The sequence below is a fragment of the Nocardioides ferulae genome, assembly GCF_003660455.1.
Classification (GTDB): domain Bacteria; phylum Actinomycetota; class Actinomycetes; order Propionibacteriales; family Nocardioidaceae; genus Nocardioides; species Nocardioides ferulae.
Window position 1 is genome coordinate 169,123 of the sequence record NZ_QZVR01000007.1, and the last position, 26,193, is coordinate 195,315.

Sequence of the window (26,193 nt, forward strand, 5' to 3'; positions counted from 1 at the left end):
GCATAGAACTGCCCCCACCGGTCACACTGTGGACTACAGCGGGACGACGGCGGCGGGTCCACCGTCACCCCACGAGCGGAAGGCAACCCCATGCGTGCGATCTGGAAGGGCGCGGTGTCGTTCGGGCTGGTCAGCGTGCCGGTCAAGCTCTACGCCGCCACCGAGTCCCACGACGTCTCGTTCCGCCAGGTGCACGCCCAGGACGGCGGCCGGATCAAGTACCAAAGGGTGTGCTCGATCGACGGCGAGGAGGTGCCCTACGCCGACATCGCCAAGGGCTACGAGACCGAGGACGGCGAGATGGTGATCCTCGGCGACGACGACTTCGCCGAGCTGCCGTCCGCCTCCTCGCGCGAGATCTCGGTCGAGAAGTTCGTGCCGAGCGACCAGATCGACCCGATGCTGTTCGAGAAGTCCTACTACCTGGAGCCGGAGAAGAGCGGGGCCAAGGCCTACGCGCTGCTGGTGCAGGCCTTGCAGGACGCCGACCGGATGGCCGTGGTGACGGTGGCGCTGCGCAACCGCACGTCGGTCGCGGTGCTGCGGGTGCGCGACTTCGAGGGCGGTCCGGTGATCGTGCTCCAGACGATGATGTGGCCCGACGAGATCCGCACCCCCGACTTCGCCGTGGACGGCGGCGAGGTGAAGCCCGCCGAGGTCAAGATGGCCCAGATGCTGGTCGAGACGCTGGCCGGCGACTTCGACCCGGCCGAGTTCGAGGACGACTACGCCGAGGCGGTCGAGGCGCTGGTCAAGGCCAAGATCGAGGGCGGCGAGGTCAAGCGGACCGCCACCGCCACGAAGTCCTCCGGCGAGGTCGTCGACCTGCTCGCGGCGCTGCAGCGCTCGGTGAACGCGGCGAAGAAGGGTCGCGGGGAGTCCGTCGACGAGGACGAGGGCGCCGAGGAGGCGGAGGAGGGCGCCGAGAAGCCCACTGCGAAGAAGGGCGCCGCCAAGAAGGCACCCGCGAAGAAGTCCGCGGCCAAGAAGTCCGCCTCGACGAAGAAGACCACCACCAAGGGGACCACGGCGAAGAAGACCACGAAGAAGGCCGCGGCGCGCAAGGCCAGCTGAGCGGCCGGGCTGGGCGAACCGATGAGTCCCGGCCCTCGGCCCGGTCGGTCCAGGTGACCGCCCAGACCTCCAGGCCCGAGGAGCCACCATGACCTCCACCACCCCCGCAGGCACCCCCGCAGGCACCCCCGGCGCGCCCTGCTGGATCGAGCTGTTCACCCACGACACCGACGGCGCCCGCCGGTTCTACGCCGAGCTGTTCGGCTGGGAGGCGTGGGAGGCCGACCCCCAGTTCGGCGGCTACTTCATGTTCGCGCGCGACGGCGCCCCGGTCGCCGGCTGCATGCCCAACGACGGCACGATGGGCGGCCCCAGCGCCTGGGGCACCTACCTCCACACGCCGGACGCCGCCGCCACGGTCGCCGCGGTGGCCGCCCACGGTGGCAAGGTCGACGTGGAGCCGATGCCGGTCGGCGACGCCGGCACCATGGCGTGGATCTCCGACCCGGCCGGCGCAGCGGTCGGGCTCTGGCAGCCCGCCGACCACCCGGGCTTCGTGGCGCTGCGCGAGCCCGGCGCGCCGGCCTGGTTCGAGCTGCACACCGACGGCTACGACGCCGCCGTGGCGTTCTACCGCGACGCGCTCGGCTGGGACGCGCGCACCCACAGCGACGGCCCCGACTTCCGGTTCACCACGAACGGCCCGGACGAGGCGGCGCTGTGCGGCATCGAGGACGCCGCGGCCAGCCTGGGCGGGCGCCCCTCCCACTGGGTGGTCTACCTCGCGGTGGCCGACACCGACGCGACCGCCGAGCGGGCCCGGGCGCTGGGCGGCAGCGTCACCGCCGAGCCGGCGGACACGCCGTACGGCCGGATCGCGGAGATCGCCGACCCCGCCGGGCTCAGCTTCCGGGTGCTGGGTCCGAACCGCTCCTGAGCGACGCCGCCCCCGACCGCGCCGCAGCCGAGTCCGGCTGGGCGCGGTCGAGGAGGTGGAAGAGGTAGTCCGAGAGCCGCGGCGCGACCAGGTTCAGCACCTCGCCGACCCGGCCGGGCAGGGTGTCGACGGTCAGCGGCCGGTCCTCCATCGCCCGCACGACCTTGGCCGCCGCCTGCTCCGGGGTGAGCGCCCGCTGGTCGGCGTAGGCCTCGGTGGGCGCGACCATCGGGGTGCGCACCAGGGCGAACCGCATGTTCGTGAACGTGACGCCGTCGCCCCAGGTCTCCCGGCCCGCGATCCGCGACCAGGTGTCGAGGGCGGTCTTGGAGGCGATGTAGGCACCGAACTTGGGTGCCTTCATCTGCACGCCCCAGGTCACGACGTTCACGACGTGGCCCGAGCCCTGCTCGCGCATCGCCGGCAGCAGCCCCATCGTCAGCCGCACCGGCCCGAGGTAGTTGACCGCGATCGTGCGCTCGACGTCGTGGAACCGGTCGTAGGACAGGTGCAGGGAGCGGCGGATCGAGCGCCCGGCGTTGTTCACCAGGTGGTCGACGGCACCGTGCTCGGCCAGCACCGAGGCGACGAGGGCGTCGACACTCTCCCCGTCGGTGAGGTCGCAGGGGTACGCCGCGGCGCTGCCGCCGGCCTCCTCGATCTCACCGCGGAGCCGCTCCAGCTCCTCCGCGCGCCGGGCGACCAGCAGCACCCGGGCGCCGCGGGCCGCCGCCGCGCGGGCGGTCGCCTCGCCGATGCCGGAGGAGGCGCCGGTGACCAGGACCGTGCGGCCGGCCAGCGGGCTGGGGGCTCCGGTCAGCGTCCGGGCGAGGCGTCGCGCCGGGGCGGTCGGCGACTGGAGGAGCAGCCCGAGCGACCGGGGCAGCGGGCTCACGTGCTGTCCCAGCGGAACAGCCTGGCCGAGATCAGGGTGACCACGACCGCGAACAGGGCCAGGATGCCCATCGGCAGCAGGGCGGAGGCGGGTCCCTCGCCACGCACCATCACGTCGATCATCCCGTCGTTGAGGTGCCGCAGCGGCATCGCCAGCGAGATCGCCTGCAGCCAGCCCGGCGCACCGTCGAGCGGGAAGAAGGAGCCGGAGAGGAACGCCATCGGCAGCACCAGGAAGTTCGCGGCGTTCACCGCTCCCTCCTGGGTCTTGGTGACCGCGCCGGCGAGCAGGCCCAGCGACATGAAGCACAGGGTGCCGACGACCAGCAGCGGCACGGCCATCCACCACGCCCCGGACAGCTCCAACCCGAAGGCCACCACCCCGAGTCCGACGAAGATCGCCATCTGCACCAGCGCGATGCCGACGGTGACCACGATCCGGGCCGCGACCACCGTGCGGGTCGAGACCGGCGCCAGCTGGAGCCGGCGCAGCAGCTTCGACTGCCGCCAGCCCTGCAGCGTCGCGGCGGCCCCGAACGCCGCGGACATCGCGACCGCCCAGCCGAGCAGGCCGGGGGTGACGAACTGGATGACCTCGAGCGACTCGTCCTCGACGGAGGAGAAGCGCACGGCGAAGGGCGGGTCGGCCCCGCTCTCCTCGGCGAGGGCCCCGACGTTGGCGCCATCGACGAAGGCGCGCAGGGCTCCGGCGGTGGTGGCCGCCTTGGTCTGGTCGGTGAGCGTGTAGTGGGCGACCAGCACGCCGTCGTCCATCACGATCGCGACGTCGGCATCGCCGGCGCGGACCTCCTCGAGGGCGGCGTCGAGATCGTCGGACTCCGTCACCTCGAAGGTGGCCTCGAAGTCCTCGCGGGTCTCGGCGTCCATGGTCTCGAGCAGCGCCACGTCGCCCACCTGGATCATGTCCACGCGCGACTGCCCCTGGTTGGAGAAGACGCCGCCGAACAGGACCAGGAACATCAGCGGGAAGATCACCGAGAAGAACACCGAGGAGCGGTCGCGCAGGAACCCGTTGAGGATCGCCCGGGACAGCGCCACGAACGCGGTGGTGCGGGCGCCGAGGCGCTCGCTCGTGCTGGCGCTCATGCGCGGTAGTCCCGGCCGGTGACGGCGAGGAAGACGTCCTCGAGGGTGCCGGTGCGCAGCTGTACGCCGTCGAGGAGGTCGTGCTCGGCCAGGTGGCCGATCACGGCCCCCGGCTCGCGGGTGGTCAGCACGGTGCCGTCCTCGCTCTCCTCGGCGTCGAGCACGTGCGGCAGCCTCGCGACCTCGTCCCGGCCGAGCTGGCCGGGGGCCACCACGATGCGCACCGGTGCGTCCAGCCCGCGCACCAGCGCGGTGGGCGTGTCGAACTGCAGGATCCGGCCGGCGTCCATGATCGCCACCCGGTCGCAGAGCGCCTCGGCCTCGTCCATGTAGTGGGTGGTGAGCACCACGGTGCGGCCGGACTCGTTGAGGCCGGACAGCAGGTCCCACAGGTTGCGGCGCGCCTGCGGGTCCAGCGCGGCGGTGGGCTCGTCGAGGAAGAGCACCTCGGGGTCGTGCACGAGCGCGCAGGCGATGGAGAGCCGCTGGGCCTGCCCACCGGAGAGGTCCTCGACCCGGGCGTCGGCCTTCTCGTCCAGGCCGACCCGGGAGAGCCACTCGTCGGCGTGCCCGGCGGGGACGCCGTAGAGCGCGGCGAAGGTGCGGATCTGCTCGCGGGCGGTAAGCCGCTCGAAGAACGACGACGCCTGCAGTTGCACGCCGATGCGGGGCAGCAGCCGCGGGTTGCGCGGCCAGACCGGCTCGCCGAGCACCCGCGCCGAGCCGCTGTCCGGTTTGCGCAGCCCCTCGATCATCTCCAGGAGCGTGGTCTTGCCGGCCCCGTTCGGACCCACGACACCGACGAACTCCCCCTCGCCGACGTCGAGACTGACCTCGTCGACGGCGCGCAGGTCGCCGTAGGTCATCACCAGGTCTCGGACCTCGATGGCTGCCACGATCCTGACCCTAGTGGTGCCTCACCGGTGCGCGTCGGCACCCCACACCGGGAGGGGCCGGGCCCGTTCGAGCTGGGCGGCCAGCGAGAGCAGGGTCGGCTCGTCGTCGGTGCGGCCGACCAGCTGCACCGCGACCGGCAGGCCGTCCTCGGCCAGCCCACACGGCACCGAGGCGGCCGGGTTGCCGGCGACGTTCCACAGCGCGCAGTAGGCGATCGAGGGCATCGAGCGCAGGGCCGCGCGAACGGTGCCGACGCCGTCGAGGACGCCGACCGGCCGGGGGCGGTGGGCGGTCGTCGGCGTCATCAGCACGTCGACCGCGCCCTGGCCGCCGACGCCCTCGAAGACCCGGTTGGCCGCCGCGGAGACCTTCTCGGTGCGCCGCAGGGCCGCCTCGACCACGCGCGGGGTCACCCAGCGGCCCAGCCGGAGGGTCTCCCGGGTGCGTCGCTCCAGCAGCTCGGGGTGCTCGACCAGCTCGGCCTCGGCGCGCAGGCCGCCGAAGAACTGCGGCACGAACGCCGCCGTCGGATCGGGGTAGCGCGGGTCGACCTCCCGCACGTCGTGGCCGAGGTCGCTCAGCAGCCGCGCGGTCTGCTCGAGCGCGCGGACGTGCGCGGGGTCGGGACGCACGCCCTTGGTCACCGGCTGGGCCGACCAGCCGATCCGGAGCCGACCCGGCTCGCGGCCGGCCGCCTCGACGAAGGAGCCCGCCTCGCCCGCCGAGAACCGGTCGCCCGGCTCGCCGCCGCGGATCGCGTCGTACACCAGGGCGCTGTCGAGCACGGTGCGGCTCAGCGGCCCGACCGTGCCGAGCGCCCACCACAGGTGGGCGGCCGGCGCGGAGGTGACCCGGCCGCGCTGGGGCTTGAGCCCGAACAACCCGCAGCTCGCGCTGGGGATCCGGATCGAGCCGCCCCCGTCGCCGCCGATGCCGACCGGCACCATGCCGGCGGCCACCGCGACGGCGGTGCCGCCGCTGGAGCCACCGGGGCTCCGGGCGGGGTCCCAGGGGTTGCGGGTGAGCCCGTGGGCGACCGACTCGGTGAACGGCCAGGCCCCGAACTCGGGCATCAGCGTCTTGCCGACCACCACCGCGCCGGCTGCCCGCAGCCGCCGCACCACCGTGCCGTCGGTCGCCGCGGGGGTGCTGTTGCCGCGGCCGCCGAAGGTGGTGACCGCGCCGGCCACGTCGTTCTCCTCCTTGATCACGACCGGTACGCCGTGCAGCGGGCCGGCCGGCTCGCCGGCTGCCCGCGCCCGGTCCCGCTCGTCGGCCTCGGCGAGCGCCGCCTCGGCGAGCACCGTCGACATCGCGTGCAGCGGCCCGTCGAGTGCGCCGATCCGCGCGAGCGCGGCCTCGGTGACGGCGCGTGCGGTCACCGAGCCCGACGTCGTCAGCTGGGCGGTCTCGGCGGCGGTGGCACGGCTCAGGTCGGTCATGGCCGCACCCTAGTAGTGGGTCAGTCGGCGGGGACCTCGTCCGCCGAGACGACCGGCACCGAGAAGGACCATCCCCACTCCGAGCCGGGGACCGGGTCGCCCTTCTTGATCCCCTCCGCGCGGTCGGCCTTCGGCGCGGGCCGATAGCCGACGACCTCGATGCTCCAGGTGGTGCCGACGTACTCCTCGCCCGGGGTGAACTCCAGGATCGGGGCGTCGGTCCCGATGCGGAACGGCAGCGGGTAGTCGTCCTGCTCGTAGTAGCCGAAGCGATCGTCGCCGTCTTCGGTCCCGCGGAACCAGTCGACCCCGCTGGCGAAGCGCGTGCCCTCGGCCCACTCCCCCTCGAAGGTGATCCGGTGGGTGCGTCCGGCGACCAGGACCTCCTGGTCGCCGAGGGTGACTGTCTCCAGCCCCCCGAAGGTCGGGTGAGAGACCGGCTTGGGGATCCGGAACCGGCGCCAGTCGGTGGCGCGGGTGATCTTGCCGCGCTTGAGCTCCTGGATCCGGAACCGGTAGGTCTTGCCGTGCTCGAAGCCCGCCTGGTCCTGGGACACGGAGGCGTAGCCGGACCAACCGGCGGGCACCGTCGGCCCGCCCTTGACCTGGAGTTTGTACGTGAAGCCCTCGCGGCCACCGTCGAAGCTGACCGAGACCACCCGCCAGCCCCAGAGGTAGCCGGCTCCGCCGCACTCGCAGCTCAGGTCGACGTCGGTGATCTTGAGCTTCTTCACGGCCCGGTCCGCCCCGGCGTCCGCCGCCGGCGCACCTGGCGACGCGGCCGTGGGCACCGTCCAGGCCAGCGACGCGGCCAGCGCCACTACCAGCGATAGGACCAGGCCGAGCAGGCCCCGGTGTCGTCGTCGCGTCGTCGAGCCGCTCATGATCACCCCTCCCGCGCCGGAGGCTCCGGCCGCGGCAGCAGTCCACCAGGGCCGACGGCGTCTGGGGCCAGGAACGGCGACACCCAGCTGTCCGGGATTGTCCGGACTCGCCCGGTCCGGGCCGATTCTGGCCGGTCCAGGCCGGTCCAGGCCGGTTCAGGTCCCCTGCGGCCCACCGATGTCGAGCAGGCCGCGCTCCATCTCGTCGGTGAGCGCGCGCAGGAACGTGACCAGGTGCGGCCGGGCCTCGGCCGGCACCTGGGCCGCGAGGCGGCGCATCCGCTCGTGCATGTCGCCGAGGTGCTCCTGGACCTCCTCCCGCGCGTGCTGGGTCGCGGTCACCACGACCGAGCGCCGGTCGCGGGGGTGGGGCGAGCGCTGGAGATGGCCGGAGGTGACCAGGCGGTCGATCAGCGTGGTGGTGGAGGCGGTGGAGATGCCGAGGGCGTCGGCGAGCCGGCGGGGAGTCGTGAAGCCCTCGGCGTCCTGGGCGTCGATGACGTGCCGCAACGCCTGGAGGTCGGTCAGGTTCATGTGCATCGAGGCGCCCAGCCGCCGGCGCATGTCGCGGTCGGCGCGTACCAGGTCGCGCACGGCCCGCAGCAGCTCCCGCTCCGCGACGGTGTAACCCGCGGTCATCCGGGAACTGCTCTGGACAGGACCATCAGTCATGGGGTTACTCTAGTCCCCTAGTTACTAGTTTATCTAGCAATCCCACTCGGGTGGCCGCTCCGAATGAAGGTGCCATGACCCCCATGACCGACCGCGCGACCAGGAAGCCCCCCGCCGTGCCAGCAGCAGTGCCAGCAGCCACCGACGACCTGGTGGTGCTCCTCGACGACGCCGGCCAGCCCAGCGGCACCGCCCCGCGAGCGACCGTGCACACCGCCGACACCCCCCTGCACCTGGCGTTCTCGTGCTACCTCTTCGACCCGGCCGGGCGCCTGCTGCTCACCCGGCGCGCGGTCACCAAGCGCACCTGGCCCGGCGTGTGGACCAACTCCTTCTGCGGCCACCCGCGCCCCGGCGAGGACACCGTGGCCGCCCTGCACCGCTACGCCGCCCACGAGCTCGGGGTCACCGTCACCGGCGTGACCTGCCTGCTGCCCCGTTTCCGCTACCGCGCCGTCGACCCGGGCGGCATCGTCGAGAACGAGATCTGCCCGGTGTACGCCGCGCACACCGGCGAGCAGCCCCGGCCGCACGCCGACGAGGTCGCCGAGACCCGCTGGGTGGAGCTCGACGAGCTCCGCGTCCTGGTCGGCCTGGCGCCCTGGGCGCTCAGCCCGTGGCTGGTGGAGCAGGTCGGCGAGGTCGAGGCCTCCACCGACGGCTGGGCACCGGCCCGGGTCACCCGGGCCGCCCGAGGCGGTGACCGATGATCGGCCCGGCGACCCTTCCGCGGCCGCGCCACGCCACCGCCGACTGGGTGCAGGCGGCCCTGGATCGTCAGCTCGCCCGGGGTGCCAGGGCAGGCGGTGAGCACTACCGGCTGCTGCTCGAGGCCCTGTCCGAGGCCAGCTCCGGCGGCAAGCGGCTGCGTCCGCAGCTGGTGCTGACCTCGTTCCGCGCCATGGGCGGCGAGCTGGAGCGCGAGCGGCCCCCGGCCGAGGTGGCCGCGGTGGCGGCGGCGGTCGAGCTGCTGCACACCGCCTTCGTCATCCACGACGACGTGCTCGACGGCGACGACGTGCGCCGGGGCCGCCCCAGCGCGCCCGGACGCTTCCTCGCCGACGCCGAGGCCTCCGGCTGCGCGCCCGCGCAGGCCCGGGCCTACGCCACGGCCGGCGCGGTGCTCACCGGCGACCTCGCCCTGGCCGGCGCCCTCCGCGCCGTCGCCACCTGCGGGGCGCCTCCCGAGGTGGTCGCCCGCCTCCTGGACCTCTTCGAGCACGCCGTGCAGGTCTCCGCCGCCGGCGAGCTCGCCGACATCCGCTTCGGCCTCGGGCTCGAGGTGCCGACCCTGGCCGAGGCGCTGACGATGGAGGAGCACAAGACCGCCGTCTACTCCTTCGCGCTGCCGATGCAGTGCGGCGCGGTCCTGGCCGGTGCCGACGAGTCCGTGGTGGCGTCCCTGGGCCTGGTCGGCCGGCAGCTCGGCCTGGCCTTCCAGCTCTACGACGACCTTCTCGGCACGTTCGGCGACCCGGCCCGCACCGGCAAGAGCGCGGGCGGCGACCTGCGCGAGGGCAAGCAGACCCCGCTGGTGGTGCACGCCCGGACGAGCGACCACTGGCCGGAGATCGCCGCCCACCTGGGCGATCCCGACCTCACCGAGGAGCAGGCGGCCGCGGTCCGTGAGACGCTCGAGGCGTCGGGATCGCGCGCGTTCGTGCAGGCGCTCGCCGCGGGGTACCTCCAGGCCGCCCTGGCCCAGGCCGCCGGCCTGGGCCTGGACCTGGCCGACGTGCCGGGGCTGGGGCAGTTGCTGACAGTGGATGACGAGGGGGCAGCATGAGCGCGTTGGACGCCGACCGGGAGCCGCGGCTGGCCACGGCCGCCCCTCCGCCCGCCCCGGAGGCGCCGCACCTCCTCTACGACCGGGTCGCCGAGGCCAGCGCCGCCCTGGTGATCGGCCACTACTCGACGTCGTTCGGCATGGCCTGCCGGCTGCTGCGCGAGCCGGTGCGCACCCACGTGCGCAACATCTACGCGCTGGTGCGGGTGGCCGACGAGCTCGTCGACGCCCCCCGCCCCGACGGCAGCCGGGCCACCCAGGCGCGGCTGCTCGACGCCCTCGAGGCGGACGCCGTCGCCGCGCTGCGCACCGGCCACAGCGCCAACCTGGTCGTGCACGCGTTCGCGCGCTCCGCCCGTGCCTGCGGCATCGGCCCCGAGCTGCTCTCCCCGTTCTTCGAGTCGATGCGCACCGACCTGTTCCGCGCCGAGCACGACCAGGCCAGCTTCGACCGCTACGTGCACGGCTCCGCCGAGGTGGTCGGGCTGATGTGCCTGCGCGCGTTCCTGGTCGGCCGGCCGGGCGCCGACGCGGCGTACGACGCCTTGGCGCCGGGGGCGCGCCGGCTCGGCGCGGCCTTCCAGAAGATCAACTTCCTGCGCGACCTGGGCGCCGACGCCAACGGGCTGGGTCGCCGCTACTTCCCCGGTGTCGACCCGCACGCCTTCGACGACGCCGTGCGCGACCGGCTGCTCGACGACATCGACGCCGACCTCGCGGTGTCCGCGGTCGCGGTGGCCCTGCTGCCGGCCGACAGCCGGCGCGCGGTGTGGCTGGCCCACGGTCTGTTCGCGGAGCTGTCGCGGCGGATGCGCCGGATCCCGGCCGACCAGCTGCGCGGACAGCGGGTGCGGGTGCCCGACCCCGTGAAGGCCCGGGTGCTGGCCCGCTCCCTGCTGCGGACGTCCCGGTGACCGGCCACGACGGGGCCGGGCGCGAGGGCGCCGGCCGCCGCGCGGCGGTGGTCGGCGGCGGCATCTCCGGCCTGGCCACCGCCGCCCTGCTGGCCCGCGACGGCTGGACGGTCGACCTGCTCGAGCAGCGCGACGAGCTCGGTGGACGCGCCGGCAGCTGGGCGGCCGACGGCTTCCGCTTCGACACCGGCCCCTCGTGGTACCTCATGCCCGAGGTGTTCGACCACTTCTTCGCGATGCTCGGCACCAGCGCCGCCGAGCAGCTCGACCTCGAGCGCCTCGACCCGGGCTACCGGGTGTTCTTCGAGGGCGGCCGCACCGGGGCGACGGACCCGGTCGACGTGCGCGCCGACCGCGCCGCGAACATCGCCCTGTTCGAGTCGCTCGAGCCCGGGGCGGGCGCCCGCCTCGACAGCTACCTCGACGGCGCCCGCGAGGCCTACGACCTCGCGGTGCGGCACTTCCTCTACACCAGCTTCGAGTCGCCAACCGCCCTGGCGCACCGCGAGGTGCTCACCCGGGCACCGCGGTTGCTCGGCCTGCTCACCCGCTCGCTGGAGTCCCACGTTGCCTCCCGGTTCGCCGACCCTCGACTGCGCCAGGTGCTCGGCTACCCGGCGGTCTTCCTCGGCTCCTCCCCCGACCGCACGCCGAGCATGTACCACCTGATGAGCTGGATGGACCTCGCCGACGGCGTCCTCTACCCCCAGGGCGGGTTCAGCCGGCTGGTGGAGGCGATCACCGACCTCGCGATCGGTGCGGGCGTGAAGGTCCGCACCGGCGCGACGGTGACCGCGATCGAGCACGCCCCGTTGGTCGGCGCCCGACGGCGCGGCCCTCGCGCACAGGCCCGCGGTGTCCGGTACGTCGACCGCGACGGGCAGCAGCACGTCGTCGAGGCCGACGTGGTGGTCGCCGCCGCCGACCTGCACCACGTCGAGACCCAGCTGCTGCCCTCCGACCTGCAGACCTACCCGCAGCGCTGGTGGGACGGCCGCGACGCCGGCCCCGGCGCGGTGCTGGCCTATCTCGGCGTCCGCGGCCGCGTCCCCGAGCTGGCCCACCACTCGCTGTTCTTCACCCGCGACTGGGAGCAGAACTTCGGCGACGTGTTCGGCCGCGACGGTCGTCCGGCGCGGGTGCCGCAGCCGGCGTCGGCGTACGTCTGCCGCCCCTCGGCGACCGACCCCACGGTCGCGCCCGACGGCGACGAGAACCTCTTCGTCCTGGTGCCGGTGCCGGCCGACGTGGCCATCGGCCGCGGCGGCGTCGACGGCGCCGGCGACCCGATGGTCGAGAAGGCCGCCGACGCCGCGATCGCCCAGGTCGCCGAGTGGGCAGGCGTTCCCGACCTGGCCGAGCGGGTCGTGGTGCGCCGCACGGTCGGCCCCGGCGACTTCGCGGCCGACCTGAACGCCTGGTCCGGCGGGGCGCTCGGCCCCGGCCACGTGCTGCGGCAGAGCGCGTTCCTGCGGGCCGGCAACGTCTCGCGACGGGTGGCGGGGCTCTATTACGCCGGCTCGAGCACGATCCCGGGCATCGGCCTGCCGATGTGCCTGATCAGCGCCGAGCTGGTGCTCAAGCGGCTGCGCGGCGACCGCACCACCGGGCCGCTGCCCGAGCCGGCCCGGCCGGGGCGGACGGGGCGGACGGGGTGAGCTGGCTCTACCTCTCCTCGGTGGTCGCCTCGACGCTGTGCATGGGGCTGGTCGACCACCGCTGGCGGCTGTTCCTGTTCCGTCGGCCGGGCCGCGCGCTGGTGGTGCTGGCCGCCGGGTTCGTGTGGTTCCTGGGGTGGGACCTCGCCGCGATCGCGTTCGACCTCTACAGCCGCGGCGAGTCCCCGGCGATGACCGGCATCGAGGTCGCCCACGAGCTGCCGATCGAGGAGCTCTTCTTCATCGTGTTCCTCTGCTACCTCACGATGGTGCTGCACGGCCTGGTCGCGATGCTGTTGGAGCGTCGGGCGGCGCCGTCGGCCCGCGAGCCGCAGGAGGCGAGCCGATGACCTACCCCGCTCTCGCCGGCCTGTTCCTGCTGGGTGCCCTGCTGGTGCTCGCCGCGGTCGCGTCCGCGCTCCGGCCGGGACGCCGCTGGTGGGGCGCGACCCTGGTGACCGCCGCCGCGCTGGTGGTCCTGACCGCGGTCTTCGACAACGTGATGATCGCCGCCGACCTGTTCCGCTTCGACGAGGACGCCCTCTCCGGCGTCCACCTCGGCCTGGCGCCGGTGGAGGACTTCGCCTGGCCGCTGGCGTCGGTCGCGCTGCTGCCGGCGCTGTGGCTGCTGCTCGGGAGGCGGGATCGGTGACCGCCTCGACCCAGACCGGGTCCGTCCGCGGGTCGGTGGCCGGCCAGGTGCTGGCCTCGTCGCGGCCGCTGTCGTGGGTGAACACGGCCTACCCGTTCGGCGCGGCGTACCTCCTGGCCGGCGGCGGCCTCGACCTGGTGCTGGTGCTGGGCTGCTTCTACTTCCTGGTGCCCTACAACCTGTTGATGTACGGCGTGAACGACGTCTTCGACTACGAGTCCGACCTGCGCAACCCGCGCAAGGGCGGGGTCGAGGGGGTGGTGCTCGACCGTCGGGTGCACCGCACCACGATCGTCGCGGCCGCGGTGTCGATCCTTCCCTTCCTGGTGGCCCTGGCCCTGCTCGGCGACGCGGTGTCGAACGCGGTGCTGGCCGTCAGCGTGTTCGCGGTCATCGCCTACTCCGCGCCCCGGCTGCGGTTCAAGGAGCGGCCGTTCCTCGACTCGCTGACCTCGAGCACCCACTTCGTCAGCCCGGCCGTGTTCGGCCTGGCGCTGGCCGAAGGGGCCTTCGACGCCACGGCGCTCGCGGCGCTGGGCGGCTTCTTCGCCTGGGGCGTGGCCTCGCACGCGTTCGGGGCGGTGCAGGACATCGAGGCCGACCGGGCCGCCGACATCGGCTCGGTGGCGACCGTGCTGGGGGCCCGCGCCACCACCTGGTTCGCGCTGGTCTCCTACCTGGCCGCCGGCGGGCTGCTCGCCACGCTCGGCTGGCCGGCGGCGCTGGCCGCCCTGCTCACCCTGCCGTACGCCGCCAACGTGGCGCGGTTCCTGCACCTCACCGACGCCGAGTGCGAGCAGGCGAACGCCGGCTGGCGGCGCTTCCTGTGGCTGAACTACCTCACCGGGTTCCTGGTCACCCAGTTGTTCCTCTGGATGGCCCTCTGACGCCGAGCCGTCACTGATTCCCGCCTTTTCGCAGCGTGTCGGGGAACGATCGACGACTCGATCGCCGGATCCGCTGCTGCCACCGCTCCCACGGCGGCTGCAGCGTCCAGTTCAGCCGAAGCGTGGTGACGGCACGGGCGAACCGGCGCCGCAGCTGGCTCGCGCCGCGCACCGACCGCGCCGAGACGCCCACCCGCAGCCGCGGGTCGAACCGGATGCGGGCGCTCGGGCCGAGCACGAACGCGAGGTCCATGTCGTCGTGCACGTCGGCGTCGCGGTGCACGTCGTCGCTCACCGCGAGCCAGCTGCTGCGGCGCAGCGCCATGCTCGAGCCCCACAGCGGCCGGTGGCCGAGCGCCAGGTGGCTGAGCAGGTAGTAGGAGCCGAGGTAGACCGCCTCGAGACCCCACCTCAGCACCGGCGGCACGTCGCGGAACCAGCCGGTGCCGGTCACCGCGTCGACCTCGGGGTCGGCCAGCGTGCGGGCGATCCGCTCCACCCACCGCCGCGGCGGCACCGAGTCGGCGTCGCAGCGGGCGATCACCTCGCCGCACGCCGCGTCGTAGCCGGTCGCGGCGGCCGACGGGATGCCGACCCGGTCCTCGACCACGACCCGGGCGCCGAACGAGCGGGCCACCGCCGCCGAGTCGTCCACCGAGGCGTTGTCGACGACCACGACCTCCAGTGGCGGCACGCTCTGGCGGGCCAGCGCCTCCAGGCAGGCCCGCAGCAGCTCCGCGTCGTCGCGCACCGGGATCACCACCGACACGCTGGGCAGGGCTCCGTTCACCGGCGTTCGCCCGCCAGCAGCGCCCCGCGGGCCAGGATCAGCCCGGCGACCACGGCCCCGAGCAGGCCCGCGGCGAGGTCGCCCATGGTGTCGGCGTAGCCCACCTGGATGCGGTCGTCGAGATAGGTGTGGCCACCCCACTCGCCGAGCTCCCAGAGCACTGCCAACGCCAGGCCGAGCGCCACGGTCACCAGACCGCCGCCGAGCCGGGCACGAGGCAGCCTCGGCTCGTCGACAGCGGGGAGCGCCCCGACCCGCACCAGCGCGAAGTGCACCACGGCTGCGACCAGTCCGGTCGCGGCAACGTGCACGACGACGTCGAGCCAGGGCACCGCGGCGTACCAGTCGAGCTGGGCCGCCCAGGCGGCGAACACGATGCTCACCGAGTACGCCGCGTCGAGCGCCGCGGACGCCCCGAGCGCGCGGGGGATCATCGAGCCGCCCAGCACCAGCATGAACAGCGCGAACCCGACGAACCCCCAGCCGAGCCCGCCCGCCACGACGCTGACCAGCGCCGCCAGCCGGACCGCGTCGGCCGGCACCAACGGCACGCCGGGCGCGTGCTCGCCCGACGTCACGGCCGTCACCCGTTCTCCAGCAGTCCTCGCACCACCCGGAGCCCGACCGACATCCGCGCCAGGTCGGCGGCCTCGTCGGTGCAGATCTCCTCGAGTGTGGCGGCGGCCCGCCCGACGACCACGGCGTTGTGCTCCTCCCAGGCCGCCACCCGGGCGGGCGCCGGGTCGTCGGCAGCCCCGTGGGCCAGCACCGCAGCGGTGAGCTGGGAGTGCACGGCGTGCAGGTCGTCGCGCAGCGCGGCGCGGGCCATCGCCTGCCAGCGGTCCTGGCGGGGCAGCGCGAGGATCCGCTGCACCAGCGTGGGCAGGCCGAGGCGCTCCCCCAGCGCGAAGTGCACCCGCGCGACCGCTTCGGGATCGAGCCCCTCGCGCCGGGCGACCTCGACGATCGAGAGCAGCATGTAGGCCGGGGGCAGCACGGCGACCCGGGTGGCCAGCTGCTCGGGGACCCCCTGCTCGACCAGCGCGTCGCGGCGGGCGTGGAAGGCCGCCAGCTCCCGGCCGGTCATCAGCTCGGGCAGCTGTGCCATCGCCCGCTGCACCGGCACCTCGAAGGCGTCGACGACCGTGTCGGAGTCGAGCGGTGGCCGCCGGTTGGCGACCAGCCAGCGGGAGCCGCGCTCGACAAGCGTGCGCATCTCCAGGCGCATCCGGGTCTGCACCGCGGCGTCGAGGCGGTTGTCGTAGGAGGCGAGCTCGTCGCGCAGCACGAGCGAGCCGAAGATCTCGCGCGCGACGAAGTTGGCGATGGTCAGCTCGGCGGGGCCGGCCCCGCTCTCGGCGGCCAGCCGCGGCCAGAACGTGATGCCGGCCCCGTTGACCAGGTCGTTGACGATCTGGGTGACGATGATCTCGCGGCGCAGCGGGTGGGTCTCCATCTGCGGCCGGTAGCCCTGGCGCATGTGCGAGGGGAAGTAGGCGAACAGGTCGCTGCGCAGGAACGGGTCGTCGGGCTGGTCGGAGTCGAGCAGCCTCTCGGCCAGCGTGATCTTGGTCCAGGCCAGCAGCACCGACAGCTCGGGCACGGTCAGCCCCTCGCGCTGCTCGAGCCGGCGGCGCACCTCCTTGCGCGAGGGCAGCCCCTCGAGGTCGCGGTCGAGCACCCCGTCGCGTTCGAGCCGGCGCATCCAGTCCTCGTGCACGTGCAGCATCGCCGGTGCGTGCGCGGCGGCGTTGGCCAGCGCCAGGTTCTGCTCGTAGTTGTCGCGCAGCACCAGCGCGGCGACCTCGTCGGTCATCTCCGCGAGCAGCGAGTCACGCTGCTCGGGGCGCAGCTCGCCCTCCTTGACCACGCGGTCGAGGAGGATCTTGAGGTTGACCTCGTGGTCGGAGGTGTCGACGCCGGCGGAGTTGTCGATGAAGTCGGTGTTGATCCGGCCGCCGGTCCGGGCGTACTCGATGCGGCCGAGCTGGGTGAAGCCGAGGTTGCCGCCCTCGCCGACGCAGCGGGTGCGCAGCTCGCGCCCGTCGACCCGGATCGCGTCGCCCGCCTTGTCGCCGACGTCGGCGTTGGTCTCGGTCGAGGCCTTGACGTAGGTGCCGATGCCGCCGTTCCACAGCAGGTCGACCGGGGCGCGCAGGATCGCCCGCATCAGCTCGGTGGGCGCCATCTTCTGCACGCCGTCGTCGATGCCGAGGGCGCGGCGTACCGCGTCGTTGAGCGGGATCGACTTGCGCTGCCGCGACCAGACGCCGCCCCCCTCGGAGATCAGCGAGCTGTCGTAGTCGGCCCAGCTGGAGCGGGGCAGCTCGAAGAGCCGCTTGCGCTCGGCGAACGAGGTGGCGGCGTCGGGGTCGGGGTCGAGGAAGATGTCGCGGTGGTCGAAGGCGGCCACCAGCCGGATGTGCTCGGAGCAGAGCATGCCGTTGCCGAACACGTCGCCGGACATGTCGCCGATGCCGACGGCGGTGAAGTCCTCGCGCTGGCAGTCGATGCCGCGCTCGCGGAAGTGCCGCTGCACCGAGACCCAGGCGCCGCGGGCGGTGATGCCCATCGCCTTGTGGTCGTAGCCGGCGGAGCCGCCGCTGGCGAAGGCGTCGCCGAGCCAGAAGCCGTACGACGCCGCGACCTCGTTGGCGATGTCGGAGAAGGAGGCCGTGCCCTTGTCGGCCGCCACCACGAGGTAGGAGTCGTCACCGTCGTGCCGCACGACGCGCGGGGGCGGCACGGTCTCGCCGTCGACGAGGTTGTCGGTGACGTCGAGCAGGCCGCTGATGAACGAGCGGTAGCAGGCCACGCCCTCGGCCATCCAGGCGTCGCGGTCGCTCGGGTCGGGCAGGTGTCGGCAGTAGAAGCCGCCCTTCGCGCCGACCGGCACGATCACGGTGTTCTTCACCATCTGCGCCTTGACCAGGCCCAGCACCTCGGTGCGGTAGTCGTCGCGCCGATCCGACCAGCGCAGCCCTCCGCGGGCGACCGAGCCGAACCTCAGGTGCACGCCCTCCACCCGGGGCGAGTAGACGAAGATCTCGAACTTCGGGCGCGGCTCGGGCAGGTCGGGGACCGCGGAGGGGTCGAGCTTGACCGAGAGGTACGGCTTGGGGCCGCCGTCCTCGGCACGCTGGTAGAAGTTCGTGCGCAGGGTGGCCTCGATCAGGGCGAGGTAGGAGCGCAGGATCCGGTCGTGGTCGAGGCTGGCCACGTCGTCGAGGCCCGCGGCGATCCGCTCGCGCAGGTGCTCGACCCGGGTCTGGCGGGCCTCGGCGTCGGCGGGCAGGGAGCGCTCGCCGGGGTCGAAGCGCGCCTCGAAGAGCCGCACCAGCAGCGCGGCGAGGTCGACGTTGTGTCGCAGCGCGTCCTGCAGCGAGATCATCGAGAACGGCGTGCCGCCCTGCCGCAGGTAGCGGGCGTAGGCGCGCAGCACCGTCACCTGGCGCCAGTTGAGACCGGCGGCGAGCACCAGCGCGTTGAAGCCGTCGACCTCGTTGTGGCCGCTCCACACGGCGTGCAGGGCGTCCTCGAACTGCCGTCCGGCCTCCCTGGGCACACTGCCGGCGTAGCGGAGCCCGAACTCGTAGACGAACGTCGGGCGCTCAAGCCCGGTCAACTCGTAGGGGCGTTCGTCGACCACCTCGACGCCCATCGAGGCGAGCATCGGCAGCATCCGCGACAGCGACAGCGGCGTGCCGATCCGGTAGACCTTCAGCCGGGCCTGGCCGCGCTCGGCGTCGACCGGCCCGGTCAGCGCCAGGTCGAGCCCCTCGTCGCCGTCGATGCTCTCCAGGCGCCCGACGTCGGCGACGGCCGTGGTGGGGTCGAAGTCCTCCTTGTAGGCCTCGGGGAAGGACTCGGCGTAGCGCCGGGCCAGCCCGACGCCGACCTCCTCGCCACGCTCGTCGACGACGGCGTTGGCGAAGGCGTCGCGCCACGAGCGGGCGGCGGCGGCGAGGTCGCTCTCGAGCTCGGAGACCAGCTCGGGGTCGGCCTTCGGCACGGTGGTGCCGCGCCCCAGGTGCACGACGAAGTGCACGCGGGCGGTGGTGGACTCGTCGAGCCGGGCCGTGTAGTCGATCGTCTCGCCCTGCAGCCGCTCCACCAGCAGGCTGGCGAACCGCTCGCGGACACCCGTGTTGTAGCGGTCCCGCGGGAGATAGACGATCGCGGAGACGTAGCGGCCGTAGGTGTCGGGGCGCAGGAACAGCCGCACGGCCCGCCGTTCGCGGGCCAGCGACGCCGCCTCGGCCATCTCGGTGAGCTCGTCGACCGGGGTGTGGAACAGCTCGTCGCGCGGCCAGGTCTCGAGGGTGTTGACCAGCGCCTTGCCGTCGTGGCTGAGCGGGTCGAAGCCGCTGCGCTCGAGCACCTCGCGGACCTTCTCCCGCAGCAGCGGGATGCGCACCACCGACTCGGTGTAGGCGGTGCTGGAGAACAGGCCGAGGAATCGGCGTTCGCCGGTGACCTCGCCGTCGGCGCCGAAGGTCTTCACGCCGACGTAGTCGAGGTACGCCGGACGGTGCACGGTCGAGCGCGAGTTCGCCTTGGTCAGCACCAGCAGGGTCTTCTCCCGGGCGCGGTCGGCCGCGGCCGTCGGCAGCCGGTAGGCACCGTGGGCGAGGTCGGGGTCGGAGCGCAGGATGCCCAGGCCGCTGCCGGGCCGGGCGCGCAGCACCTCGGCGTCGCCGTCGCGTTCGAGGGCGTACTCGCGGTAGCCGAGGAACGCGAAGTGGTCGGCCGCCAGCCAGGACAGCAGCTCGCGGCCCTGCCGGACCTCCTCGGCCGGCAGCGGCGGCGGGGTCTGCGCGAGCTCGTGCACGATCGCGCTGATCCGCTCGTGCATCTTGCCCCAGTCCTCGACGGACTCGCGCACGTCGCGCAGCACCTTCTGCACCGCCTGCGCGACGTCGTCGGGGCCGGTGCCGGACCCGGCGTCGCGGATGCGGTCGACCTCCAGGTGCATCCACGACTCACGCACCGCGTCGGAGTGCGGCGGCCGCGCTCCGTCGAGCACCGGCCGCGCCGAGCGCATCGCACCGGCGATGTCGCGCTCCACGTCGATCACCGGGTGCACGACCACGTGCACGGAGCGTCGTTCGCGGGCCATCTCCATCGTCAGCGAGTCGACCAGGAACGGCATGTCGTCGACGACGACCTCCACCACCGAGCGGCCGGCGGCGGACCACCCGTCGCCGTCCTTGGTGGGCGCCACCACCCGCACCCGGGCCGTCCCCTGGGGGCGCTCCTGGGCGAGCTCGCGGTGGGACCGCACCGCGCCGAGCAGGTCCTCGGCGTCGCGCCCGGCGATGTCCTCGGGCGCGACGTGCCGATAGAAGGCGTCGACCAGGCCCGCCAGCTCGGCGTCGTCGCCGGCGAGCCGAACGGCCGCTCGGACGAGGTCGACCTTGGCCCGCTGCTGGGGCGTCAGGGTCTGCGGGGTGGGCTGGGTCGGCGGCGTCGTCGTTGACACAGGCCCGACCCTAGCCGCCCCGCACAGCGCGCCGTTCAGAGCCGCGAACGCAGCTCCCAGAGCAGCGGGAAGTAGCGCAGGTCCAGCCGGGATCGCAGATAGCCGGCGCCGGTCGAGCCGCCGGTGCCGGACTTGGCGCCGATCATCCGCTCGACCATGACCACGTGCCGGGCGCGCCAGGCGGCCGCCAGCTCGTCGTGGTGCAGGAGGCTCTCGGCGAGCTCCCACTGCGCGGCGTACGACGCGCGGTCGTGGGCGACCTCGCGCAGCGAGCCGAGCAGCGCGCCCTCGTCGCCGGTGGGCAGGCCGGCTCGGTCAAGCACGCTCACGTAGGCGTCCCACAGCGACGGCTCGGCCAACCGCCGGGCCAGCCGCTGCCGCTCGTCGTCGGTGAGGCCGCGGAACCGGTCGACGTAGGCGGGGTCCTTGGCGCCGGAGAGGAACTCCAGCTCGCGGAACTGCACCGACTGGAAGCCGCTGGCGGGGGCGAGCAGCTGCCGGAACTGCAAGAAGTCCTGGGGGGTCATGGTCTCGAGAACGTCGATCTGCTGCACCAGCACCTGCTCGATCGTGGCCACCCGGCGCAGCAGGTGCTGGGCCCGCCACAGGTCGCCGTCCTCGCCGGCTGTGCCGGCCAACATCGCGTCGCGGGCGGCGGCGGCCTCGTGCAGCAGCTGCTGGAACCACAGCTCGTAGACCTGGTGGACGGTGATGAACAGCAGCTCGTCGTGCGCGGGTGACCGCAGCCGCTGGCAGGACAGCAGCTCGGGCACCGCGAGATAGCTGCCGTAGGTGAGCTGGGCGCCCTGCTCGCCGAAGGAGACGTCGGTCTGCTCAGTCATGCGAGCAGACGGTACGCCGGATTGGGTCATGATGACCTCATGAGGTTCCGACACGAGATCGACTACGACGCCACCCCCGACCAGGTCTTCGCGATGCTGGCCGACCCGGCGTTCCGGGAGGCGGTCTGCGCCGCCCAGGACGTGGTGTCGGTGGAGGTGGAGCTCGAGCGCACCGGCAACGGCTTCTCGCTCGTCGTCGACCAGCAGCAGCGCACCACCGACCTCCCGTCGTTCGCCCGCACCTTCGCCGGTGACACCACGCGGGCGGTCCAGCGGGAGGAATGGGCCGACTCGACCGGGGGAACCCTGCAGATCGAGACCCCCGGCAAGCCCGCCGACATGCGCGGCACGATCACGCTGCGCCCCGAGGGGTCCGGCACCCGCGAGATCGTCGAGCTGGAGCTGAAGGTCAAGGTCCCGCTGATCGGCGGGAAGATCGAGAAGCTGCTGGCCGAGAAGGTCGCCGCCGGCATCGACACCGAGCACGAGGTGGGCCGCGCCTACCTGGAAGGAAGCCGCTGACATGTCGACCCGGGTCCGCCACGAGCTGCGCTACGACGGCTCCGCCGAGCAGGTGCACGCGATGCTGACCGACGCCGCCTTCCGCGAGGAGGTCTGCGAGCGGATGAAGGTGGTGCGCGGAGCGGTGACGGTCGAGCCGGTGGCGACCGGCACCCGGGTGGTCATCGAGCAGGTGCAGCACGCGGGCGGGCTGCCGTCGATCGCCACCAAGCTGGTCGGCGACACCATCGAGATCGTCCAGGAGGAGACCTGGACCTCCACCACGCACGCCGACGTGCACGTGACGATCCCGCACAAGCCGGGCGAGATGATCGGCACCAACGAGCTGGTCGAGGCCGACGGCGCCACCACCGAGATCGTCGACCTCGAGGTCCGGGTCCGGGTGCCGTTGGTCGGCGGCAAGCTGGAGAGGCTGGTCGCCGACAACCTGGCCAAGGCCCTGAAGGTCGAGCACGCCGCCGGCCAGGAGTACCTCGCCCGCTAGGCGTCCTCGCGCTCACCCTCCCGCTCGTCGGCGCGGCGGCGCAGCCAGATCACGCCCGCGAGCACCAGGAACGGCCCGAAGGCCAGCACCAGCGTCAGGACCTTCTCCAGCGGGTGCAGCGAGCCCATGTGCCACACCAGCAGGAGCGGGAGCGCCGAGACGGGGAAGGCCATGGTCAGCCATTGTGCCTCCGGCCCGGCGTCCGCTCTCCGTGAGTCCGGCCACACCCGCTGGAAGCCTGCGGAGCGCGTCAGCCCATGTGCGGGTAGCGGTAGTCGGTCGGCGGCACGAAGGTCTCCTTGATGCTGCGCGGGCTGGTCCAGCGCAGCAGGTTGACCGCGGCCCCGGCCTTGTCGTTGGTGCCGCTCGCGCGGCCGCCGCCGAACGGCTGCTGGCCCACGACCGCCCCGGTGGGCTTGTCGTTGATGTAGAAGTTGCCGGCCGCGAACCGCAGCCGCTCCTGAGCCCAGGCGATCGCCCGGCGGTCCTGGGCGATGATCGAGCCGGTGAGCGCGTAGGGCGCGAACGACTCCATCTGGTCGACCGCCGACTCGAAGTCGGCGTCGTCGTAGACGTGCACCGCCAGGATCGGGCCGAAGTACTCGGTGGAGAACATCTCGTCGGTGGGGTCGCCGCCCACGACGAGGGTGGGCCGGACGAACCAGCCCACCGAGTCGTCACAGCTGCCGCCGGCCAGCACCTCGAGGCCGGACGTCTCCTGGGCGCGGGCGATGGCGGCCTGGTGCTTGACGAACGCCCGCCGGTCGATGACCGCGCCCATGAAGTTCGACAGGTCGCGCACGTCGCCCATGGCGATGTCCTCGACCTCGGCCACCAGGCGGTCCTTGATCCGCTCCCAGACCGACCGGGCGACGTAGGCGCGGGAGGCCGCGGAGCACTTCTGGCCTTGGTACTCGAACGCGCCTCGGATCATGGCGGTCGCGACCACGTCGGGGTCGGCCGAGGGGTGGGCGACGATGAAGTCCTTGCCGCCGGTCTCCCCCACGATCCGCGGGTAGGAGCGGTAGCTCGTGATGTTCTCCCCGACCGTGCGCCACAGGTGCTGGAAGGTCGGGGTGGAGCCGGTGAAGTGGATGCCGGCCAGGTCGGGGTGGGCCAGGGTCACCTCGGAGACCGCGGCACCGTGGCCGGGCAGCATGTTGATCACGCCCGGCGGCATGCCGGCCTCCTCGAGCAGCGCCATGGTCAGGCTGGCGGCGAGCTGCTGGGTCGGCGCGGGCTTCCAGATCACCGTGTTGCCCATCAGCGCCGGCGCGGTGGGGAGGTTGCCCGCGATCGCGGTGAAGTTGAACGGGGTGATCGCGTAGACGAAGCCCTCCAGCGGTCGCTGGTCGGTGCGGTTCCACACCCCGGGGCTGTTCGCGATCGGCTGCTCGGCGAGGATCTGCCGCGCGTAGTGGACGTTGAAGCGCCAGAAGTCGATCAGCTCGCACGCCGCGTCGATCTCGGCCTGGAAGGCGGTCTTCGACTGGCCCAGCATCGTCGCCGCGTTCAGCCGCTGGCGCCATGGCCCGGCGAGCAGGTCGGCCGCCTTGAGCAGGATCGCGGCCCGGTCGTCGAAGTCCATCGCCCGCCACTGCGGTGCCGCCTCGGCGGCGGCCCGGACGGCGGCCTCGGCGTCGGCGTGGCTGGCCTGGCGGACCACGCCCAGCACGTGGCGGTGGTCGTGCGGCTGCACCACCTCGATCAGCTCGCCGTCGCCGGTCACCTGCCGACCACCGATGTGGGCCCGGAACTCGTGCTGCTCGCGCTGCAGGGCCTCGAGCTCGGTGAGCAGGGCCTCCCGCTCGCGACTGCCCGGAGCGTAGGTCTGGTTCGGCTCGTTGACGGGGGCGGGCGGGAGGCTGATGGCGTCCATGGACCGAGACTACGGCCCGAGCCCGGGCCGGTCACACCAGACCGGCTCAGACCAGGTCGGCGAGCTCCTGGGTGGCGTACCACGCGAGGTCGTCGTCGTCCGCGGCGTCGTCGACGGTGTCGAGGTGACCCGAGGCCAGGTGCTTCCACAGCAGGTCGCCGGCGACCTCGACCAGCGTGGCGTCGTCCTCCCCGCCCACCGGTGTCGCCCCCGAGACGTCGGCGGCCAGGACCACGCGACGGGGTGCGTCGCCCTCGGCGCGCAGCCGGGTGGAGTCGGCCGCGGCCGCCATCAGCGCGGCGTACTCCCAACCCTCGTCGTCACCCTCGGGCCAGGCCTCGCACAGGGCCTCGGTGACCGCGTGCGCCCGCAGCGGACCGACCAGCCGCCGCTCGGCGACCATCGTGGCCAGGGTCGAGGAGGTCACCGGCACATAGACCCGCACTCTCACTTCGACCCCTCCGACCGGGCCGGCTTGCGCTTGCGCCCGCGGGGAGCGCGGGGCCGGACACCGGACGCGGTCTCGACCAGCTCCTCGAGCGCCTCACGGATGCAGGTGCCGAGCAGGTCCGGGTCGGGCTCGAGGTCGCGGTCGGCGGTCAGGTGGTAGAAGACCTGCCCGTCGTAGGAGGTCACCGCCACCGACAACAGCTGGCCCGGCAGCAACGGCGGGATCGCGAACGTCGCCCGCATCCGCGCGCCCGCGGCGTACAGCGGGGACTGCGGGCCGGGCACGTTGGTCACGCAGAGCTGGAACCCCCGGCGCAGCTCGCCGGCCGCCACCCGGGTGCCGATGGCGTGGAAGGTCGCCGGCGCGAAGCCGGCGATGCCCGCCAGCCGGTTCGCCGCCACCGCACGCCCGGTCTCCTTGTGGGCCTTGAAGGAGTACGACACCTGATGCAGCCGCACCACCGGGCTGGGCTCGCCGACCGGCAGGTCGACGAAGTGGGCCGCGATCTGGCTGCCCAGCGACGTGGCCTCGAGCTCCTCGTCGATCACCGACACCGGCACCACGGCCCGCACCTGGCGCAGCCCGCCCAACGCCTCGGGTCGCGACATCAGCCAGGCCCGCAGGCCACCGGCGATCGTCGCCAGCACCACGTCGTTGACGGTGCCGCCGTGCACGGACCGGACCAGCCGATGGTCGGCGAGGCTCGTCGGCACCCCGACCAGGCGCCGCTGCTGGGAGTGCGGGCCCGTGAGCGGGCCGGGGCGCTGCGGCCGGCGCCCGGCGAGCGCGCCGGCGACCCGGCCGGCCCGGCTCAGCGCAGCGTCGGTCGTGCGCACGGCCGCACCGATGGTCGAACGGGCAGCGTGAACCGCGGTCTCCGGGCGGGTCACCGCGTCGTGCAGGGCGTCGAGGGCGAGCGCCGTCGGCGAAGGGCGCCGCGTCGGTCGCCACTCGTCGCCGCCGAGCTCCTTGGGCTCCGCCGAGACGTCGAGCATCACCTGCCCGAGGTCGACGGTGTGCACCCCGTCGACGAGCACCTGGTGCGACTTCGAGAGCACCGCGACCCGGCCGTCGGCCAACCCCTCGATGAAGTAGACCTCCCACAGCGGGCGGCTGCGGTCCAGCGGGCGGGAGACGATCCGGGCCACCAGCTCGCGCAGCTGGTCCTCGGAGCCGGGCCGGGGCAGCGCCGAGCGGCGTACGTGGTAGCCGACGTCGAAGTGCGGGTCGTCGACCCACACCGGCATCGCGACCCCGCCGGCGACCTGCTGGATGCGCTGGCGGTAGCGCGGCACGAACGAGATCCGGTCGCAGATCAGCTCGACCAGGCGGTCGTGGTCGAAAGCCGGGCCACCGGGGTCGCCCGGGTCGAAGATCTCGACCGTCGCGTTGTGCATCGGTGTCGCCGCGCTCTCGGCGGCCAGGAACGCCAGGTCCCGGGGCCGCAGTCGCTCGCCCATCCGCCCTGCCTTCCCGTCCGGTCGCGGACCCCCGCGGCCCGCGCTTTGCCCGCATGGGATTCTGACACGGGCGACCACGGACCTCGCTCCCGTCCAGGGAGCGGCCCCGCGGTACCCACCACCAGCTCCAGCACACACCTGCCCGGGCCCGGCCCGGACGAGAGGAAAGCGATGCGCCGACTCATGGCGACCCTGGCGGCCCTCGGCTGCGTGCTCGCGCTCGCCGCGTGCGGTGAGGACGAGCCCGACCAGACCGGCACCGACGAGCCCGTGAGCATCGAGCTCACCCTCGAGGGCGGGAGGGTGACCCCCAACGGCGAGCGGGTGGAGGTTCCCGCCGGCCAGCCCGTCGAGCTGGTCGTGAAGTCCGACCAGGCCGGTGAGATCCACGTGCACTCCGACCCCGAGCAGTCCCTGGAGATCCAGCCGGGCACCTCGACCTACGAGATCGACCCGATCGACAAGCCCGGGGTGGTGGAGGTCGAGCTCCACGAGCCGGCGCTGATGCTGGTCCAGCTCGAAGTCAGCTGAGTCGCCGG

26 protein-coding genes are annotated in these 26,193 nt (G+C 73.5%); 12 read left to right on the forward strand and 14 right to left on the reverse strand.

What is annotated here, in order from left to right:
- Positions 1–90: 90 nt before the first annotated feature.
- Both ku and D6B71_RS10910 read left to right on the forward strand, forming a co-directional pair.
- A complete protein-coding gene (gene ku / locus D6B71_RS10905; protein WP_121254898.1) occupies positions 91–1,074 on the forward strand; it encodes a non-homologous end joining protein Ku in 984 nt (327 codons plus the stop codon).
- An 88-nt stretch (positions 1,075–1,162) separates the two neighbouring features.
- On the forward strand, positions 1,163–1,951 hold the full coding sequence (locus tag D6B71_RS10910) for a VOC family protein (protein WP_121254900.1): 789 nt from the start codon (positions 1,163–1,165) through the stop codon (positions 1,949–1,951).
- On the opposite strand, the gene D6B71_RS10915 is transcribed toward D6B71_RS10910, so the two are convergent.
- The 6 genes from D6B71_RS10915 to D6B71_RS10940 form a co-directional block, all read right to left on the reverse strand.
- Positions 1,917–2,846: an SDR family NAD(P)-dependent oxidoreductase gene (locus D6B71_RS10915; RefSeq protein WP_240641310.1), complete on the reverse strand. Its 930-nt coding sequence runs from the start codon at positions 2,844–2,846 to the stop codon at positions 1,917–1,919. The genes D6B71_RS10910 and D6B71_RS10915 overlap by 35 nt on opposite strands.
- Positions 2,843–3,952 carry an ABC transporter permease gene (locus D6B71_RS10920; RefSeq protein ID WP_206051678.1) on the reverse strand — a complete coding sequence of 370 codons (1,110 nt, stop codon included), beginning with the start codon at positions 3,950–3,952 and terminating at the stop codon, positions 2,843–2,845. Before D6B71_RS10920 ends, D6B71_RS10915 begins: the two co-directional genes overlap by 4 nt.
- Positions 3,949–4,848 carry an ABC transporter ATP-binding protein gene (locus D6B71_RS10925; protein WP_206051679.1) on the reverse strand — a complete coding sequence of 300 codons (900 nt, stop codon included), beginning with the start codon at positions 4,846–4,848 and terminating at the stop codon, positions 3,949–3,951. Before D6B71_RS10925 ends, D6B71_RS10920 begins: the two co-directional genes overlap by 4 nt.
- Before the next feature lie 21 nt (positions 4,849–4,869).
- Positions 4,870–6,291: an amidase gene (locus D6B71_RS10930; protein ID WP_121254901.1), complete on the reverse strand. Its 1,422-nt coding sequence runs from the start codon at positions 6,289–6,291 to the stop codon at positions 4,870–4,872.
- A 20-nt stretch (positions 6,292–6,311) separates the two neighbouring features.
- Positions 6,312–7,175, reverse strand: coding sequence for a hypothetical protein (locus D6B71_RS10935; protein ID WP_126688238.1), 864 nt, complete (start codon positions 7,173–7,175; stop codon positions 6,312–6,314).
- 156 nt (positions 7,176–7,331) lie between these two features.
- Positions 7,332–7,847: a MarR family winged helix-turn-helix transcriptional regulator gene (locus D6B71_RS10940; protein WP_121254905.1), complete on the reverse strand. Its 516-nt coding sequence runs from the start codon at positions 7,845–7,847 to the stop codon at positions 7,332–7,334.
- An 83-nt stretch (positions 7,848–7,930) separates the two neighbouring features.
- On the opposite strand from D6B71_RS10940, the gene idi reads away from it, so the two are divergent.
- From idi to D6B71_RS10970, 7 genes are read left to right on the forward strand one after another with little or no spacing between them, the layout of a single operon-like run.
- Entirely contained in the window at positions 7,931–8,557 is a 627-nt protein-coding gene (gene idi, locus D6B71_RS10945; protein ID WP_121255108.1) for an isopentenyl-diphosphate Delta-isomerase, read from the forward strand.
- On the forward strand, positions 8,554–9,633 hold the full coding sequence (locus tag D6B71_RS10950) for a polyprenyl synthetase family protein (protein ID WP_121254907.1): 1,080 nt from the start codon (positions 8,554–8,556) through the stop codon (positions 9,631–9,633). Before idi ends, D6B71_RS10950 begins: the two co-directional genes overlap by 4 nt.
- Positions 9,630–10,547, forward strand: coding sequence for a phytoene/squalene synthase family protein (locus tag D6B71_RS23105; protein WP_206051680.1), 918 nt, complete (start codon positions 9,630–9,632; stop codon positions 10,545–10,547). Before D6B71_RS10950 ends, D6B71_RS23105 begins: the two co-directional genes overlap by 4 nt.
- Positions 10,544–12,205 (forward strand): phytoene desaturase family protein, encoded by a 1,662-nt coding sequence (crtI, locus tag D6B71_RS23110; protein ID WP_206051681.1) that lies wholly within the window; start codon positions 10,544–10,546, stop codon positions 12,203–12,205. Before D6B71_RS23105 ends, crtI begins: the two co-directional genes overlap by 4 nt.
- Positions 12,202–12,555, forward strand: a complete 354-nt coding sequence (locus D6B71_RS10960; protein WP_121254909.1) for a lycopene cyclase domain-containing protein — start codon at positions 12,202–12,204, stop codon at positions 12,553–12,555. Before crtI ends, D6B71_RS10960 begins: the two co-directional genes overlap by 4 nt.
- Positions 12,552–12,857, forward strand: coding sequence for a lycopene cyclase domain-containing protein (locus D6B71_RS10965; RefSeq protein WP_121254910.1), 306 nt, complete (start codon positions 12,552–12,554; stop codon positions 12,855–12,857). The genes D6B71_RS10960 and D6B71_RS10965 overlap by 4 nt, the downstream gene beginning before the upstream one ends.
- Positions 12,854–13,744, forward strand: a complete 891-nt coding sequence (locus D6B71_RS10970) for a prenyltransferase (protein ID WP_121254912.1) — start codon at positions 12,854–12,856, stop codon at positions 13,742–13,744. Before D6B71_RS10965 ends, D6B71_RS10970 begins: the two co-directional genes overlap by 4 nt.
- A 10-nt stretch (positions 13,745–13,754) precedes the next feature.
- Here D6B71_RS10970 and D6B71_RS10975 read toward each other — a convergent pair whose 3' ends face one another.
- From D6B71_RS10975 to D6B71_RS10990, 4 genes are read right to left on the reverse strand one after another with little or no spacing between them, the layout of a single operon-like run.
- Positions 13,755–14,534 (reverse strand): glycosyltransferase family 2 protein, encoded by a 780-nt coding sequence (locus D6B71_RS10975; RefSeq protein WP_121254914.1) that lies wholly within the window; start codon positions 14,532–14,534, stop codon positions 13,755–13,757.
- Positions 14,531–15,121, reverse strand: a complete 591-nt coding sequence (locus D6B71_RS10980; RefSeq protein ID WP_206051682.1) for a DUF2238 domain-containing protein — start codon at positions 15,119–15,121, stop codon at positions 14,531–14,533. The genes D6B71_RS10975 and D6B71_RS10980 overlap by 4 nt, the downstream gene beginning before the upstream one ends.
- On the reverse strand, positions 15,118–20,016 hold the full coding sequence (locus D6B71_RS10985; protein WP_121254916.1) for an NAD-glutamate dehydrogenase: 4,899 nt from the start codon (positions 20,014–20,016) through the stop codon (positions 15,118–15,120). Before D6B71_RS10985 ends, D6B71_RS10980 begins: the two co-directional genes overlap by 4 nt.
- Positions 20,017–20,051: 35 nt before the next feature.
- On the reverse strand, positions 20,052–20,858 hold the full coding sequence (locus D6B71_RS10990; RefSeq protein ID WP_121254918.1) for a tryptophan 2,3-dioxygenase family protein: 807 nt from the start codon (positions 20,856–20,858) through the stop codon (positions 20,052–20,054).
- A gap of 39 nt (positions 20,859–20,897) precedes the next feature.
- On the opposite strand from D6B71_RS10990, the gene D6B71_RS10995 reads away from it, so the two are divergent.
- On the forward strand, positions 20,898–21,380 hold the full coding sequence (locus tag D6B71_RS10995) for a DUF2505 domain-containing protein (protein WP_121254920.1): 483 nt from the start codon (positions 20,898–20,900) through the stop codon (positions 21,378–21,380).
- 1 nt (position 21,381) lies between these two features.
- The gene (locus D6B71_RS11000) at positions 21,382–21,864 is read left to right on the forward strand and encodes a DUF2505 domain-containing protein (protein WP_121254921.1); all 483 of its coding nucleotides are present in this window, start codon (positions 21,382–21,384) and stop codon (positions 21,862–21,864) included.
- Here D6B71_RS11000 and D6B71_RS22745 read toward each other — a convergent pair.
- The 4 genes from D6B71_RS22745 to D6B71_RS11015 all read right to left on the reverse strand — a co-directional run bounded on the left by D6B71_RS22745 (position 21,861) and on the right by D6B71_RS11015 (position 25,654).
- Positions 21,861–22,037, reverse strand: coding sequence for a hypothetical protein (locus tag D6B71_RS22745; protein ID WP_164519623.1), 177 nt, complete (start codon positions 22,035–22,037; stop codon positions 21,861–21,863). The two genes, D6B71_RS11000 and D6B71_RS22745, sit on opposite strands and share 4 nt — an antisense overlap.
- A gap of 77 nt (positions 22,038–22,114) precedes the next feature.
- Positions 22,115–23,743, reverse strand: coding sequence for an L-glutamate gamma-semialdehyde dehydrogenase (gene pruA / locus D6B71_RS11005; protein ID WP_121254923.1), 1,629 nt, complete (start codon positions 23,741–23,743; stop codon positions 22,115–22,117).
- A 46-nt stretch (positions 23,744–23,789) separates the two neighbouring features.
- Positions 23,790–24,194, reverse strand: coding sequence for a DUF6912 family protein (locus D6B71_RS11010; RefSeq protein ID WP_206051683.1), 405 nt, complete (start codon positions 24,192–24,194; stop codon positions 23,790–23,792).
- Positions 24,191–25,654, reverse strand: a complete 1,464-nt coding sequence (locus tag D6B71_RS11015; protein ID WP_121254927.1) for a WS/DGAT/MGAT family O-acyltransferase — start codon at positions 25,652–25,654, stop codon at positions 24,191–24,193. The genes D6B71_RS11010 and D6B71_RS11015 overlap by 4 nt, the downstream gene beginning before the upstream one ends.
- A 171-nt stretch (positions 25,655–25,825) precedes the next feature.
- Here D6B71_RS11015 and D6B71_RS11020 point away from each other — a divergent pair, with 171 nt between their 5' ends.
- On the forward strand, positions 25,826–26,185 hold the full coding sequence (locus tag D6B71_RS11020; protein WP_121254929.1) for a cupredoxin domain-containing protein: 360 nt from the start codon (positions 25,826–25,828) through the stop codon (positions 26,183–26,185).
- Positions 26,186–26,193: the final 8 nt, after the last annotated feature.

Excerpts from the sequence above, each read along its gene's own strand:
- ku (WP_121254898.1), top strand. The coding sequence starts at position 91 with ATGCGTGCGATCTGGAAGGGCGCGGTGTCGTTCGGGCTGGTCAGCGTG.
- D6B71_RS10910 (WP_121254900.1), top strand. The coding sequence starts at position 1,163 with ATGACCTCCACCACCCCCGCAGGCACCCCCGCAGGCACCCCCGGCGCG.
- D6B71_RS10920 (WP_206051678.1), bottom strand. The coding sequence starts at position 3,952 with ATGAGCGCCAGCACGAGCGAGCGCCTCGGCGCCCGCACCACCGCGTTC.
- D6B71_RS10930 (WP_121254901.1), bottom strand. The coding sequence starts at position 6,291 with ATGACCGACCTGAGCCGTGCCACCGCCGCCGAGACCGCCCAGCTGACG.
- D6B71_RS10935 (WP_126688238.1), bottom strand. The coding sequence starts at position 7,175 with ATGAGCGGCTCGACGACGCGACGACGACACCGGGGCCTGCTCGGCCTG.
- D6B71_RS10940 (WP_121254905.1), bottom strand. The coding sequence starts at position 7,847 with ATGACTGATGGTCCTGTCCAGAGCAGTTCCCGGATGACCGCGGGTTAC.
- idi (WP_121255108.1), top strand. The coding sequence starts at position 7,931 with ATGACCGACCGCGCGACCAGGAAGCCCCCCGCCGTGCCAGCAGCAGTG.
- D6B71_RS10950 (WP_121254907.1), top strand. The coding sequence starts at position 8,554 with ATGATCGGCCCGGCGACCCTTCCGCGGCCGCGCCACGCCACCGCCGAC.
- D6B71_RS23105 (WP_206051680.1), top strand. The coding sequence starts at position 9,630 with ATGAGCGCGTTGGACGCCGACCGGGAGCCGCGGCTGGCCACGGCCGCC.
- D6B71_RS10965 (WP_121254910.1), top strand. The coding sequence starts at position 12,552 with ATGACCTACCCCGCTCTCGCCGGCCTGTTCCTGCTGGGTGCCCTGCTG.
- D6B71_RS10990 (WP_121254918.1), bottom strand. The coding sequence starts at position 20,858 with ATGACTGAGCAGACCGACGTCTCCTTCGGCGAGCAGGGCGCCCAGCTC.
- D6B71_RS10995 (WP_121254920.1), top strand. The coding sequence starts at position 20,898 with ATGAGGTTCCGACACGAGATCGACTACGACGCCACCCCCGACCAGGTC.
- D6B71_RS11000 (WP_121254921.1), top strand. The coding sequence starts at position 21,382 with ATGTCGACCCGGGTCCGCCACGAGCTGCGCTACGACGGCTCCGCCGAG.
- D6B71_RS22745 (WP_164519623.1), bottom strand. The coding sequence starts at position 22,037 with ATGGCCTTCCCCGTCTCGGCGCTCCCGCTCCTGCTGGTGTGGCACATG.
- pruA (WP_121254923.1), bottom strand. The coding sequence starts at position 23,743 with ATGGACGCCATCAGCCTCCCGCCCGCCCCCGTCAACGAGCCGAACCAG.
- D6B71_RS11015 (WP_121254927.1), bottom strand. The coding sequence starts at position 25,654 with ATGGGCGAGCGACTGCGGCCCCGGGACCTGGCGTTCCTGGCCGCCGAG.
- D6B71_RS11020 (WP_121254929.1), top strand. The coding sequence starts at position 25,826 with ATGCGCCGACTCATGGCGACCCTGGCGGCCCTCGGCTGCGTGCTCGCG.